This window comes from Halalkalibacter wakoensis JCM 9140, assembly GCF_000513095.1.
Lineage (GTDB): Bacteria > Bacillota > Bacilli > Bacillales > Bacillaceae_D > Halalkalibacter > Halalkalibacter wakoensis.
The window spans coordinates 60270-73804 of sequence record NZ_BAUT01000015.1 but is presented as its reverse complement, the minus strand read 5'-3'; the positions used below and the strand labels follow the sequence as shown (position 1 = coordinate 73804).

The 13535-nt window shown below is 40.2% G+C and carries 11 protein-coding genes and 4 pseudogenes; 2 read left to right on the top strand and 13 right to left on the bottom strand.

Annotation, left to right across the window (positions count from 1 at the left end):
• The 3 genes and pseudogenes from JCM9140_RS08625 to JCM9140_RS08615 form a co-directional block, all read right to left on the bottom strand.
• Positions 1 to 514, bottom strand: a pseudogene (locus JCM9140_RS08625) (protein translocase subunit SecD); the annotation flags it as partial.
• Between the two features lie 180 nt (positions 515 to 694).
• The gene (locus JCM9140_RS08620; protein ID WP_235715309.1) at positions 695 to 979 is read right to left on the bottom strand and encodes a post-transcriptional regulator; all 285 of its coding nucleotides are present in this window, start codon (positions 977 to 979) and stop codon (positions 695 to 697) included.
• A gap of 66 nt (positions 980 to 1045) precedes the next feature.
• Positions 1046 to 1531 (bottom strand): COG2426 family protein, encoded by a 486-nt coding sequence (locus JCM9140_RS08615; protein WP_060483503.1) that lies wholly within the window; start codon positions 1529 to 1531, stop codon positions 1046 to 1048.
• Positions 1532 to 1654: 123 nt separating this feature from the next.
• Between JCM9140_RS08615 and spoVB the strand changes: the two genes are divergently transcribed.
• Positions 1655 to 3226 carry a stage V sporulation protein B gene (gene spoVB, locus JCM9140_RS08610; protein ID WP_034745004.1) on the top strand — a complete coding sequence of 524 codons (1572 nt, stop codon included), beginning with the start codon at positions 1655 to 1657 and terminating at the stop codon, positions 3224 to 3226.
• Positions 3227 to 3487: 261 nt separating this feature from the next.
• Here spoVB and JCM9140_RS08605 read toward each other — a convergent pair whose 3' ends face one another.
• Together JCM9140_RS08605 and JCM9140_RS08600 are read right to left on the bottom strand one after the other, a co-directional pair.
• On the bottom strand, positions 3488 to 4147 hold the full coding sequence (locus JCM9140_RS08605) for a DUF421 domain-containing protein (protein ID WP_034745002.1): 660 nt from the start codon (positions 4145 to 4147) through the stop codon (positions 3488 to 3490).
• Positions 4148 to 4289: 142 nt separating this feature from the next.
• Entirely contained in the window at positions 4290 to 5579 is a 1290-nt protein-coding gene (locus JCM9140_RS08600) for an ArsB/NhaD family transporter (protein ID WP_034745000.1), read from the bottom strand.
• Between the two features lie 159 nt (positions 5580 to 5738).
• On the opposite strand from JCM9140_RS08600, the gene JCM9140_RS08595 reads away from it, so the two are divergent.
• The gene (locus tag JCM9140_RS08595) at positions 5739 to 6116 is read left to right on the top strand and encodes a TIGR04086 family membrane protein (RefSeq protein WP_034744998.1); all 378 of its coding nucleotides are present in this window, start codon (positions 5739 to 5741) and stop codon (positions 6114 to 6116) included.
• Positions 6117 to 6153: 37 nt separating this feature from the next.
• On the opposite strand, the gene yajC is transcribed toward JCM9140_RS08595, so the two are convergent.
• The 8 genes and pseudogenes from yajC to JCM9140_RS25175 all read right to left on the bottom strand — a co-directional run bounded on the left by yajC (position 6154) and on the right by JCM9140_RS25175 (position 12492).
• A complete protein-coding gene (gene yajC, locus JCM9140_RS08590) occupies positions 6154 to 6417 on the bottom strand; it encodes a preprotein translocase subunit YajC (RefSeq protein WP_034744996.1) in 264 nt (87 codons plus the stop codon).
• A gap of 116 nt (positions 6418 to 6533) precedes the next feature.
• A pseudogene (tgt, locus tag JCM9140_RS08585) lies at positions 6534 to 7672 on the bottom strand (tRNA guanosine(34) transglycosylase Tgt).
• Between the two features lie 17 nt (positions 7673 to 7689).
• Positions 7690 to 8715, bottom strand: coding sequence for a tRNA preQ1(34) S-adenosylmethionine ribosyltransferase-isomerase QueA (queA, locus tag JCM9140_RS08580; RefSeq protein ID WP_034744994.1), 1026 nt, complete (start codon positions 8713 to 8715; stop codon positions 7690 to 7692).
• A 552-nt stretch (positions 8716 to 9267) separates the two neighbouring features.
• A complete protein-coding gene (locus JCM9140_RS08575) occupies positions 9268 to 9483 on the bottom strand; it encodes a DUF2905 domain-containing protein (protein WP_034744992.1) in 216 nt (71 codons plus the stop codon).
• A pseudogene (gene ruvB, locus JCM9140_RS08570) lies at positions 9480 to 10480 on the bottom strand (Holliday junction branch migration DNA helicase RuvB). Before ruvB ends, JCM9140_RS08575 begins: the two are co-directional and overlap by 4 nt.
• A gap of 15 nt (positions 10481 to 10495) precedes the next feature.
• Entirely contained in the window at positions 10496 to 11107 is a 612-nt protein-coding gene (ruvA, locus tag JCM9140_RS08565; protein WP_034744990.1) for a Holliday junction branch migration protein RuvA, read from the bottom strand.
• Between the two features lie 143 nt (positions 11108 to 11250).
• Positions 11251 to 11823: an intercompartmental signaling factor BofC gene (locus JCM9140_RS08560; protein ID WP_034744988.1), complete on the bottom strand. Its 573-nt coding sequence runs from the start codon at positions 11821 to 11823 to the stop codon at positions 11251 to 11253.
• A 187-nt stretch (positions 11824 to 12010) separates the two neighbouring features.
• Positions 12011 to 12492, bottom strand: a pseudogene (locus JCM9140_RS25175) (YhcN/YlaJ family sporulation lipoprotein).
• Between the last annotated feature and the right edge of the window lie 1043 nt (positions 12493 to 13535).

Genomic DNA, 13535 nt, shown 5'->3' with positions numbered 1-13535 from the left:
GTCTAGGTGGCCTTGAAAGCATCTCTCTTGAGATTTGCTCCATTTGACGTGCGTCATCTAGTGTTAACGTTACAATAGGCTCATTTGTATCTGGATGAAACGACGCACTTGCCCCGTTTTGACGTAAATCTGCTCCATCTACTAATACTTCATCATACACATCTCGTATCGTTAAACTCGCTTCCGTTGCGAGTAACTCACGTGCTGTTGCCTGGTCTGCCACACCCGCAAGTTGAACTCGAATCCGGTCATCTCCTTCAATGCGTATATTTGGTTCAGAAACTCCTAATACATTGACCCTTTGATTAAGAGCACTTACCGTTGCTCGTAATGCTTCGTTATCAATCACATCACCCTCGTGAGCTGGTTTTACTTCATATAGAATCTCAAACCCACCTTGGAGGTCCAGACCTAGCTTAATTTCCTTTGCAATTCCCATCACAGTTGTACTAATTAATCCTGCGAGAATGGCAACTATAAGGAAAAAAGCGAAAATCCTACCTTTTTTCACCATATTCCTTTTCGGCCTCCTTTTTGAAACAGACTGCTTGTCCATTTCACCTTTCATAGACACAATAGTCCTATTATAGCTTTCCTTGAAAATCTCTGTCAATTTATTATAAAATCAATATTTTTTACCTTTGCCTTCTGGGAATACCTTTTCTCAGAAGGCAAAGGTATGTAAAGGGATTGGTTACCCTTCAGACGTTTTTTCCATCTCGCTAAACCAATCCGTTGGGTCTTTGTAGGCATGAATCGTTAACCAAGTCATATACGTTTGTGGCTTCAACGTCAAAAGTTCATTTACAAATTGATTAATATGAATAAATTCCTTCTGTTTTCTTAATTGATAAAGCACACACTCCCAAATTTGATTATCCGTTGCCCGGTCATATCCAAGAAAGTGAAATTCATCAACTTTACTTGCTAAGGCGGGCTGTACATCACTCCGCCATACTTCAAATTGTTGTTTCTCCATCAAAACTCCTCCTAAATAAAATGAAGACACTAAAAAAGAGAGAAAATGACTTTTTTACTGCCCTAATTAAAATACAGAATACATGATACTTGCAATCGCAAAACCTGCAATCACTACTCCTGTTGTAATGGCAAGAAACGCAAAGCGAATCGGAATGAAAAACAAAATAGCTGCAAGACTAGCAGAGTAAGCTCCTGTTGTCGGCAAAGGGATCGCTGTAAATAAAATCAACCCAATCGCCCCAAACTTCTCGACTTTGTCACTTTTTTTCATCGTTCTATTATATAACCATTCATAAAACCTTTTATAGACTGCAAACCTTAAAAACCACCTACTAATTGGTTGAAAAAGGAGCAAGATTGGTAGAATCGGTAGCAAATTCCCCCCAATTCCATAAATTAAAGCTTCCCAGTAAGATAAACCGAGTTGATGAGCAACGGGGATTCCGCCGCGCAACTCCAAAATTGGCAAAGCAGATATCAACACAACCATTAATTCCGGTGGCAAAAAACCAAAATGATCAAAAACAAACTGTTTAATTGCTTCTTTCACATAATCCGCCCTCTCTAAAGTTGAATTGAATGCAGAAACTACTTGTCATGCTTGACCCACTACTAAGCATATAAATAATAACGCAAAATATCCATCATTTTTTTATGAAGGTAGGGGCTATACATGACGAAGCAAACATTTCTAAAAGGAGCACTTATTTTAATTATTGCAGGCCTAATTACAAGACTGCTAGGCTTTGTGAATAAAATTGTGGTAGCAAGAATTATGGGGGCTGAAGGTGTTGGTCTTTATCAAATGGCCGTCCCTACCCTTCTTCTTGTTATTACCTTGACCCAATTAGGGTTACCTGTTGCTATTTCAAAGCTTGTTGCTGAAGCTGAAGCTCAACAAGATCGAAAACGAATCAAAAAGATCTTAGTCGTTTCACTTACGATTACAAGCATTCTTAGTGTGATCTTCACGATAGCGATGATTGCGTTTGCTCCGTTTGTAGCAAATACTCTTTTAACAGATTCAAGGGCTCTCTATCCTTTAATAGCCATTGCCCCAATTGTACCAATTGTTGCCCTGTCCTCAATCATGAGGGGATACTTTCAAGGCCGCCAAAATATGAAGCCTACTGCCTACTCTCAAGTCATTGAGCAAGTTGTCCGAATCACTCTCGTTGCTGTGATGACAAGTGCGTTTCTGCCAATGGGAGTTGAATACGCTGCGGCAGGAGCGATGGCTTCGGTCGTCATTGGTGAACTTGCCTCTTTGGTGTATATGATTTTTATGTTTAAACGGAATAAACGTTTCCGTGTTCGCCGTGATTTTTTCTCGTACGCGAAAGAGGGAAAACAAACGTTAAAAGATATTATGGCTATCTCATTACCAGCCACAGGAAGCCGCTTAATTGGATCAATTTCATTGTTTTTTGAACCGATCATTGTTGCCCAAAGCTTAGCTCTAGCAGGAGTTGCGACTGTAATGGCAACAAGGCAGTACGGCGAACTAGCAGGATTCGTTATTCCAGTCTTATTGCTTCCAACTTTTATTACGTATTCCCTGTCCGTTTCACTCGTCCCTGCCATTAGTGAAGCTTTAGCGAGAAATCATTATAAGACGATTCATCACAGACTCAATCAAGCATTGCGACTCGCTCTTTTGTCGGGGGGAATTTCAGCCGTTGTGCTTTATGTGTTTGCTGAACCGATAATGGACTTAATGTACGGTGCCCCAACCGTTGCAACCTATTTAACACTTATGGCACCATTTAGCATCTTTTTATATTTCCAGGGTCCTTTACAAGCAGCCTTACAAGCTCTCGACCTTGCAAAAGCTGCGATGATGAATAGTTTATTTGGAGCCGTCGTTAAAATGGCCGCTATCTTTGTTTTAGCTTCAAGACCAGAGCTCGGCATTATGGGGGCCGCATTGGCTGTCGTTATTGGATTTGTCTTAGTAACGTTACTCCATTTCGCATCGATTGCAAAGACCATTAGTTTTACCATTGATACAAAAATGGTCGTAAAATCAGTTGTCCTTATTGTGGGTTCTACTGCTGTTGGGTTTTTATGTGCGAATTATGCCTTTACAACACTGCCCAAGCTATGGCATACATTGCTAGCCATTAGTATGACTGGACTGTTTTACTGTGTACTTATGTTCTTGCTAGGTCTTGTCAAACAAGAAGAAGCGATCCGTATCCCCTTTATTGGAAAATGGTTAAGCTCGTTACTTCCAAGAACATAATAAATGCTGTTGATCAATCAAAACGTTGATCAACAGCTTTTTATATAAAGTGATTGTAAACGTTGATTCTCATAGTGAAATGGAGCGGAAGCCACTCGACTCCTGCGGGAAATAGAGGTAAGGTCGAGACCCCACAGGCGCAGCCGAGGAGGCTCGACACCTCCCCGCGGAAAGCGAGTGGCTTCAGCGCAATGGAACGAATTTGGTAAAACAGCTAACAAAAAATGAAGCCAGCCCACATAAAAAAAACAGGTACCGACTTCATCTTTCATCTTTTAAATCAACAAAAAAAGTATCACGGTCTTTTAGTGCGCAATAGGAAATCTTCTTAATTTCTTTATATCCAAGCTTCCTCATTTGTTGACGAAGCCATAGTTGAGTTTGGTTAATTTGCTCAAGATGCTCATATTGAATCTTCCCGTCTAAGATAAGTGGAAGTGGAAGCCGAGGGGTATAGTCATCACCTTCATCTTCTCTTTTTTCAATGACAGATAACTTTCCAGATGGCTCCAATATGGCAAATTCCACATCCGACAATTTACTTATTTTATTTTGACGTAATTGCACAAGCAAATCATCAAAATTATATCGTTGCTTTCTCATTTCTCCTTCATCTATTTTCCCTTCATTAATTAACACAGAAGGTTTGCCATCAATTAGTTTTCGTAAATGATTGTTTTTTAAAGAAATGAGGGCCAACATAATTTGTATGGTGGAAAGAATAACAATCGGAATGATGGAATACATCATTGGGACTTCGATATTTTCAATCGACACCACTGCGAGTTCAGCAATCATAATGGAGACAACAAAATCAAGTACTGATAGTTGTCCGATCTCACGTTTGCCCATAAAGCGAAGCACAAAGAGGATGATAAAATAGATGAATATCGTCCGTAGCATGATCGTCATGTAATCCATCGAATTCTCCTTCCTTGTGTCTCTAACCATATCTATAGGAGGGATCTGAATAAGGTAAAAATCGACCTTTTTCAGAGCCCTCTATCTATAGGTTAGTATGACCAGGAAGGAAATCAACATGATTTGAAGCTTTTGGAAGTCTCTACATAAAGTCAGCCAAATAGCGGATATATAAATAAACCGTTGAAATAATAAAAGAGACAATCGCAATTGGAAAGCCTACCTTTAAAAACTCCCAATAACTAAATGGATGTTTTGCTTTTACAGCCATCCCCGCCACAATAACGTTCGCTGTTGCTCCAATAATGGTTGCATTCCCACCTAAGCAAGCCCCTAGCGCTAAAGCCCACCACAGTGGATCTAAATTACTCATTCCATATTCCTGAAACTCTAAAATAACAGGAATCATCGCAGCGACAAATGGAATGTTATCAACAAATCCAGATAAAATTCCTGATCCCCAAAGTATAAACAACGCCGTTTTCGGTAAATCGCCTTCTGTATAATAAATAATGGCTTTGGCTATTTCATCAATGATTCCTACTTCTTTTAGTCCACCAACGAGTAAAAATAAACCAATAAAGAAAAAGAGGGTAACCCACTCTACTGAACGAAACACTTCCTCCATATCTTGCTCTTCATGTGTCATAAGCATGAGAAGCAGCGCACCTACCATCGCGATACTTGTCAAATCTACATGAAGGAAAGGCTGAAGAACAAAACCAATGGTTGTTAACGTTAAGACAGACACCGATTTGATTAGCAGCTTTCGATCTTTAATATATGTAGTTGGGTTAATAGCATATAATTTCGCTTGATCCTCCTTTGTCACCACTAATTGTTTACGATACAATCCAACGAGTCCTGCCATGACAACAGCGAAAATAATTACGACAACCGGACTTAAATGAATAAGAAAATCATTAAACGTTAAATGCTCGACAGCTTGCCCAATCATTAAATTTGGCGGATCACCAATTAACGTCGCGGTACCTCCAATGTTTGAAGCCATAACAAGTGAGATTAAAAATGGGACAGCTGGGAGCTTTAATAATGCCGTTAACGTAAAAATAATGGGGACAATTAACAAAACGGTTGTTACATTGTTTAAAAAAGCTGACCCAAATGCCGTTAAGGATGAAATTACAACAAGTAAAGGGATTGGTCTCCCGCCCACCCATTTAGCTAGTGAGACCGCAACATACTCAAAAAAACCACTTTGGCTCGTAATAGAAACCAAAATCATCATCGCTAGCAATAGTGTAATGGTGTGCCAATCAATATGGTGCAAAAAAGCAACATCTATCTCATATACACCAAAAACAAGCATAAGGACACCACCAAAACAGGCAATGACCGCTCGATTTAGCTTCTCTGTAATAATAAAAAAGTAACTAAAAATAAAAATAACTAAAGCTAAGGTTACCCCCATAACCGTTCTCCTCTCCTCGCATTTCTAACATCCTATGACAAGCTTAAAGAAAACATGTCCGTTTTCTAAGACAAGCAAATTTTGCGTCTATTTAATACAAGCCTGAATAAGCTGTAGTAAATAGCTTTTTATTTTTCATTTTGAAAGGAGAGAGGAAAATTGGCTTATCGAGGATTTTTTCCTGCCGTTTTGTTTGGGTTAACAACCATTTTAGTCATTGCTTTATCATTTAGCCTGGTTGTATCTATGATCCTGTCTTTTACTTCTTTAACGGAGCATTCTGTTAAATGGGTGATTACAGCTGTGGCTTTTGTTTCAATGTTTTTAGGGGGAATCATTTCAGGTGCAAAAGCAAAAGAAAAAGGATGGATTGCGGGTGCTTGCACCGCCATTTTATTCTCACTGCTCACTTTTTTCATTCAATATTTAGGGTATAATACAACCTTCACAAATGAACAGTATCTCTATCATGCAGGCTACCTTCTCGCCGCAGCAATTGGAGGAATCATTGGAGTGAATGTAAGTAGTAATAAATAAAGAAAGCGCAGCGATGTTCGCTGCGCTTTCTTATGTATCAATCAGGATTAACCACTTCACGGATCGCTGCACGATCAAATGTAAGTTTGCGGTTATCATTTACTAGAAGAACAATCGTGTCTTCGTCAACTGCATCAATTGTTCCATGTAGGCCACCAATTGTGATAATTTTATCGCCACGTTGAAGTGCATTATGCATTTCGCGAATCGCCTTCTGTTTCTTTTGTTGTGGACGAATTAGTAAGAAGTAAAAAATCGCAAACATTAAAATTAGTGGTAATAATGTTCCAACCATTTCCATTTATTTTCCCCCCTTTCATTAATAAAAAGAAAAGCTCATTTACTCCAACACTTTCTTTGTTTGGAAGCGCTACACTCTTGCCTCGAGACACATCTGAAGATTGAAGATTTTATTCATTAGAAATTTTTGGCATTTGGTTTATTAAAACCATATTGCTCAAAAAACTCTTCTCTAAAATCAAGTAAACGATCTTCCCTTATCGCTTGTCTCACCTGCTCCATTAAGTTTAACAGGAAATAAAGATTATGATAAGAGGTCAATCTAAATCCGAACGTTTCTTCACATTTAATCAGATGACGAATATAAGCTCGTGAATAATTCTGACAAACATGACAATCACAATTTTCATCTAACGGCCTAAAGTCACGGGCATATTTCGCATTCCGCACAACGAGCCTACCTGTACTTGTCATCAGTGTCCCGTTACGAGCAATTCGTGTTGGCAAAACGCAATCAAACATGTCAATTCCTCTTATGGCTCCATCAATTAATGAATCAGCTGATCCAACACCCATCAAGTAACGCGGTTTATTTTCCGGTAAATGAGGCGTCGTAAATTCAAGTACACGATTCATGACATCTTTTGGTTCTCCTACAGATAAGCCACCAATTGCGTAACCAGGAAAATCGAGGGACACTAAATCTTTTGCACTCTGTTTTCGTAATTCCTCGTATTCTCCACCTTGAACAATCCCGAATAATCCCTGATCTTTTGGACGTGCGTGTGCTGTCAAACAACGTTCTGCCAACGACTTGTCCGTTCTACAGACTTCTTCATATAGTCATACTCGGCTGGATACGGAGGACATTCATCAAACGCCATCATAATATCAGAACCAAGAGCATTTTGGATCTCCATAGCCCCTTCAGGACTAAGAAACAACTTGTCTCCATTTAAGTGATTTCGGAAATGAACACCCTCTTCTTCTATCCTACGCAGATCACTTAAACTAAAGACCTGAAATCCACCGGAATCTGTTAAGATGGGCCTTTCCCAATTCATAAATTTATGAAGGCCACCTGCCTCTTTCACAATGTCATGCCCTGGTCTTAGCCATAAATGGTATGTATTGCTCAATATAATTTGCGCATTCATATCATATAGGTCTTCAGGGCTCATTGTTTTCACCGTCGCCAATGTTCCAACTGGCATAAAAATAGGAGTCTCAAACGAACCATGTGGTGTATGAACTCGTCCTAAACGCGCACCTGATTGTTTACATGTCTTAATATGTTCATATGTTATTGCTGCCATCATTATTCCTCCTAGCTCTATCGAATGAACATCGCATCGCCAAAACTAAAGAAACGATACTTTTCTTCTACAGCATGCCGATATGCATGCAAAATATAATCTTTCGTAGCAAAAGCACTAACAAGCATCACTAACGTTGATTTCGGCAAATGAAAATTCGTTAGTAAACCGTCAAATCCACGAACTTCATACCCCGGATAAATAAAAATCGATGTCCATCCTGATGCCTCTTGGAAGGTTCCATGTTCCTTGACAATTGTTTCTAATGTACGAGCAGAAGTTGTTCCGACCGCAACAATTTTTCCACCTTTTTTCCGGGCTGTCCGAAGTATCTCGGCTGTCTCTTCACTCATTTGATAAAACTCTGCATGCATCTCATGCTCTTCAATGTTTTCAACATTAACCGGTCTAAACGTTCCTAATCCGACATGTAGAGTAATGTAAACAACATGAACACCTTTTTCCTCGATAGCTTGCAGCAAATCCTTCGTAAAATGTAGTCCTGCAGTAGGTGCTGCAGCTGATCCACGGTTTTTGGCAAAGACCGTTTGATACCGCTCTTGATCAGGAAGAGTCTCCTTAATATATGGAGGCAAAGGCATTTCCCCTAATTCATCTAAAATTTCATGAAAAATTCCTTTATAACTCATTTGTAATATGCGTCCACCATGTTCTTCTTCACCTATACATGTAGCCGTTAACCGTCCATCACCAAATTCAATGACAGAACCTTCTTTAATCCGTTTAGCCGGCTTAACCAGTGTCTCCCACTGATCGTTCTCCAACTGTTTTAACAGAAGAACTTCTATGCTTGCTCCGGTTTCTTTTTTCAGACCATATAACCTTGCTGGTAAAACACGGGTGTCATTTAAAACCAAGCAGTCTCCTTCATGAAGCTCATCAATAATGGAGAGGAAATTACGGTCTTTCGTTTCGCCCGTTTTGCGATCTAGCACAAGCAAACGAGACGCCGTCCTATCCGGGAGCGGCGTCTGAGCAATTAGTTCTTCAGGTAAGTCAAAATCAAATTCTTCTACATTCATGCTTTAGTCACCTTTTTCAAATAAATATCCGTTCGATTTATCCAAATATTTCTAAATTCTTTATTGGCTCCATTGCGCTCCAACCACTCGCACCCGCAAGGAGGGGCCGAGCCTCCTCGCCTAAGCACTGCGCCTGTAGGGTAGCGGCCCTACCACTATTTGGGCCACTGAAAAGTGCCTAACTGCCGCAGGGGAATAACACTCCGCTTTCCGCGGGTGCCCGGTGAGCCTCCTCGGCTGTCGCCTGCGGGGTCTCACACGTGGGTCACTGGTCCCGCAGGAGTCTACGTTTCATTCCCCTGCTAGGGTTACTTTTACTTATCTTTAACTTGTTAACAACAGAGATCACTGTTGGAAATACTCTAATTCATCTGAAACGTCGTTAGACTTTGTTTTCTCTGGGAATTTCTATCCTCTCAACAAAGCGGACGGGATGGGGGGCCGACTCCTGCACTATGAGAATAATGTTTGCAACAATCATTGCGAAATAACCTAATGAAAACATTTTTATATCTTTGTTATCATACCTAAACTCGGTCTCTGACGCAAATATTAACGGAACCTGCCAAAAATAAAAAAGAACAACGATAATAAAATGCTGATCACAATGCTTGTGACAATCGGAAAATAAAAGGTTGAGTTTTCTCGTTTAATTAAAATATCACCCGGCAGTTTCCCCAAGGGGATAAACCGACCAATTAGTAACCATAATACGCCAATAACGATACAAAGAATACCGACCGTAATTAATACTTTCGGAAAATTCATTGATTTGGAACCTCCAGTTTAAAGTGTTCATAGCAGGCTGGACTTACAACTCGCCCACGTGGTGTTCGTTGAATAAATCCAATTTGCAATAAGTAAGGTTCATACACATCTTCAATTGTATCAGGCTCTTCTCCGATTGTTGCGGAAATGGTATCAAGACCAACGGGACCTCCCCGAAATTTTTCAATCATCCCATATAATAATTTATGGTCAATATGATCAAGTCCTAACCGGTCGACTTGTAATTGTTCTAAAGAAGTTTGAGCGATAGCAGGGTGATGATCCCGTCTCCTTTGACTTGAGCAAAATCACGAACACGCCTTAGCAATCTGTTCGCAATTCGTGGCGTCCCCCGAGAGCGCCTAGCTATTTCATCAGCCGCTTCCTCATCAATTTCCGTATTAAAAATTTCAGCCGTTCTTTTAACGATAATGGCTAGCTCATCTTCTGTGTAATATTCTAACCTTGCCAGTACTCCAAAACGATCACGCAATGGAGCTGATAACATCCCTGCTCTTGTTGTTGCACCAACAAGAGTAAAAGGTGGTAAATCTAATCGTACTGATCTGGCAGTTGGTCCTTTCCCAATGACAATATCTAAGCAAAAATCTTCCATCGCAGGATAGAGAACTTCTTCAACCATCCTATTTAAACGGTGAATCTCATCTATAAATAACACATCTCCAGGTTCAAGAGCTGTTAAGATAGCTGCCAAATCTCCAGGCCTTTCTATGGCCGGACCAGAGGTAGTCCTCATTTGAACACCCATCTCAGTGGCGATAATCCCCGATAATGTCGTCTTCCCTAGCCCAGGTGGTCCGTATAACAGAACATGATCTAGGCATTCTTCACGCATTTTCGCCGCTTCCATAAACACTTCAAGGTTCTTCTTTACTTTTTCTTGACCTATGTATTGGTGGAGTGTAATGGGACGGACTTGCTGATCGAGAGAATCTTCCAATCCTTGTTCTTCAGCGGAAACCATTCGTTCATCCATCTTCATCCCTCCTTTTTACACCTTTAATAATAACTGTAAAGCTTTTTTAATGTAAGCATCTGTTGTCATATCGTCCTTTTCTAAAACCGGACGCACCTTCTTTAATTCTCTCTCTACATAACCTAGAGCTTGTAATGCTTCGAACGCCTCTTCTAGGGCTTGATTTTCAATCTTGCCTTTTTTAACTTGTAAGACTTCCTTGCCTTGATTAAATAAATTTGGAGCAAAATCATCAAGTTTCCCTTTTAGATCTAAGATAATTTGTCTTGCCGTTTTCTTTCCTACTCCAGGAAATTTCACTAAAAACGCTTCATCTTCTTCTTCAATTGCATGAACAACATGCTCAGGTTCGCCGGTGGCCAAAATCGCTAAGGCACCCTTTGGTCCAATACCAGAAACGTTTAACAACTTCTCAAACAAAGCACGCTCCTTTTTTGACTCAAAACCGTACAAACGTAATATGTCTTCCCTGACATATTGATAGGTATAAACACGAATCGTCTGTTCTACCTGACTTTGGAAACGATAAGGATTTGGACAATAAATTTGGTAGCCCATCCCATTTACATCCATTACGATGTATTGCGTTTCTATATCAACTAATTTCCCAAAAACATATTCAATCAATGATAAATCTCCCTCTCCAATGCGAACATTTATTTCTATTTTAGCACAGAACGCCTCAAAAGGTCTGTTTTTGGATGTAACATTATTCTAATTAGATTGACTAAAGCACAAAAAGGTGATTTCAATAGAAACCACCTTTTCCCCTACATTCGCACTGCTTTATACTGTCCAAACACTTGCAAAACTTCTTCGTAATTTTTCAAGTCTTCAACAGGAATTCCTTTTCTCAATTGAATGTGTTGCTGACTTTTCAACTTAGCAGTATCCAGTTGAAAAAACGATTGTATGACTTTCTCTTCATTCGGTTGACCTTCATAAATGGAAAGTATGCCATCTTCTGTAATGCCAAAGTATCCATTTACTTTTAATAACGGCGATATATCATTTACTTCCTGGCGAAAAATCAACTCATTTTCATTTTGATCAACTAACACCCAATCTTCATAAAATGCCCAAAAATCTTCCATTGATAAAATTGTTTCTTGAATGACTTCCTGGCTAGTTTCTCCATCCAGATAAACACGTTCTAAAATAACATTAACAGTTTGAGGAGCCATTACTTCAAATGATTCATCAACGCTTTCTGTAACAGAATGATTTTTTTGACTACCTTCTATGACAGCCGAATTCCATATTAGGAAGCCTAAGAAAATTAGTCCTACACTTAAGAGTAAAGAAAAAACATGTTTTCGCTGAGATCGTTGTACTTCTTTCATCAGCACTTCACCACCATGACAAAAATATCATTGTATTAGCTTCTTAAGCTAATGTTGCCCACTTATTTATGAATCATTCGTTTTATGGAAAAATTACGTAAGATCGTCACATCACATTCAGCTATAAGCACTATGTAATTTCGCTAATAAAAAAGACAGTGGAGAACCACTGTCTTTTTCTAAATTATTAACGTGAACGTTCAAAAGGTCTTTGAGCAGCTCTTCCTAAGTCTTGAAGCATATCCGTAAAGGTTGCTCCAACTTCTTCAAAAGCAGCTCCTGTTCTTAAACGGTCATCCATTGTACGAATCCGTCCAACCGCATCAGAATCTGTAACGACACGAACTGTTTTCCCATCTGCTAAACCATTTACTGTACGTTCAACTTCTTTTCTAACTGTGTTACATCATCATCAGCTGTAATACCGACAACCACATCATTATCATGGACGATAACACGAGCGTCATCTACACCATCTACACGATCTACACGTTGTGAAATACGTTGAACCGTTTGACCATCATAATCTTTATGGTAATTCACTGTTCCTTGAGAACGTTGGCCGCCTTGTTGAACTCCCGTACGGTTCTCGCGCCCAGCTGTATTTTGACGATTAGGTGTAGCTGTTCCATGATTAACATTGCCACGATCACGTGCTTCTAAATTCATAGCTCCTTGCCCTTGACGACGGTGACCATGAGTTGTTCCAAGTGCACCTGTACCTTGACGTGCTCTCCCACGTAAAATACCATCTTCGTCAACCATTCCTGGACGGTTGCCACCTGTTAAACCTGCTCGACCCATTCCAGCATTGCCTTGTGTTCCATGTACTCTGTCACGAGCCGTTCCACGAGTCAATCCCGTTTGTCCATGACCCTGAGTACCTTGACGTCCTGTAATGCCTTGAGCACCTTGTGTTCCAAATAAACCTGTATTTGTGCCCACTGTATCGCGGCCTGTATTTGTATAATGTACTCCACGATCATTACCTGTACCGTTTGTTTGGAAATTATTTAAATACGTGCGGCCTCCACGTTGAGCAGAGCCATCAAGTAATCCATTTGGTGTTGCATTTCGACCTGCACCTTGGGTTCCAGCTTGTCCAGCTCCTTGTGTACCGAACAATCCACCACCAGTTCCTGTTTGTCCAGTTCCTTGCGTTCCAAACAATCCACCACCAGTTCCTGTCTGTCCAGCTCCTTGCGTTCCGAACAATCCACCACCAGTTCCTGTCTGTCCAGCTCCTTGCGTTCCAAACAATCCACCACGATGACCTGCATCTCTATTCATAAGTTGTGTTTGGCCAGTTGCCCCGCGACCTGTCATTGTTCCTTCTGGACTCTGACCACGTGTTGTCCTTTGACCAATTGTACCGCCACGATGATGATCTGGCGTCATCATATCTGTAATTGGACCTTCTCCACGATGACGTCCATCAATAGCTCCTCCACCACGCATATCTTGCGCTTGGATGCCTGTTTGTTGATTTGCACCCATGTCTGTAGCTTGGTTATCAACTCCACAACCAGCTAGTCCACCTAATAGCATTGTTGCTGTTGCGACTGACATTGCGATTTTTTTCATTTTTTAATTCCCCCTTTCACCAATTATCTTGGCTAATCAGAGCAAGCTTTACACTGTTACATCTTGGTTAGTGTTCCAACCTAAATTAGGATGAACATTAAAAAGCCCCACAGTGATTTTCTCACAGT

Coding starts and splice junctions, on each gene's coding strand:
- spoVB (WP_034745004.1), top strand. CDS start 1,655: ATGACGAAGCAAACATTTCTAAAAGGAGCACTTATTTTAATTATTGCA.
- JCM9140_RS08620 (WP_235715309.1), bottom strand. CDS start 979: ATGGAGAAACAACAATTTGAAGTATGGCGGAGTGATGTACAGCCCGCC.
- JCM9140_RS08575 (WP_034744992.1), bottom strand. CDS start 9,483: ATGAATTTTCCGAAAGTATTAATTACGGTCGGTATTCTTTGTATCGTT.
- queA (WP_034744994.1), bottom strand. CDS start 8,715: ATGAATGTAGAAGAATTTGATTTTGACTTACCTGAAGAACTAATTGCT.
- yajC (WP_034744996.1), bottom strand. CDS start 6,417: ATGGAAATGGTTGGAACATTATTACCACTAATTTTAATGTTTGCGATT.
- JCM9140_RS08560 (WP_034744988.1), bottom strand. CDS start 11,823: ATGAAAGAAGTACAACGATCTCAGCGAAAACATGTTTTTTCTTTACTC.
- JCM9140_RS08605 (WP_034745002.1), bottom strand. CDS start 4,147: ATGGATTACATGACGATCATGCTACGGACGATATTCATCTATTTTATC.
- JCM9140_RS08600 (WP_034745000.1), bottom strand. CDS start 5,579: ATGGGGGTAACCTTAGCTTTAGTTATTTTTATTTTTAGTTACTTTTTT.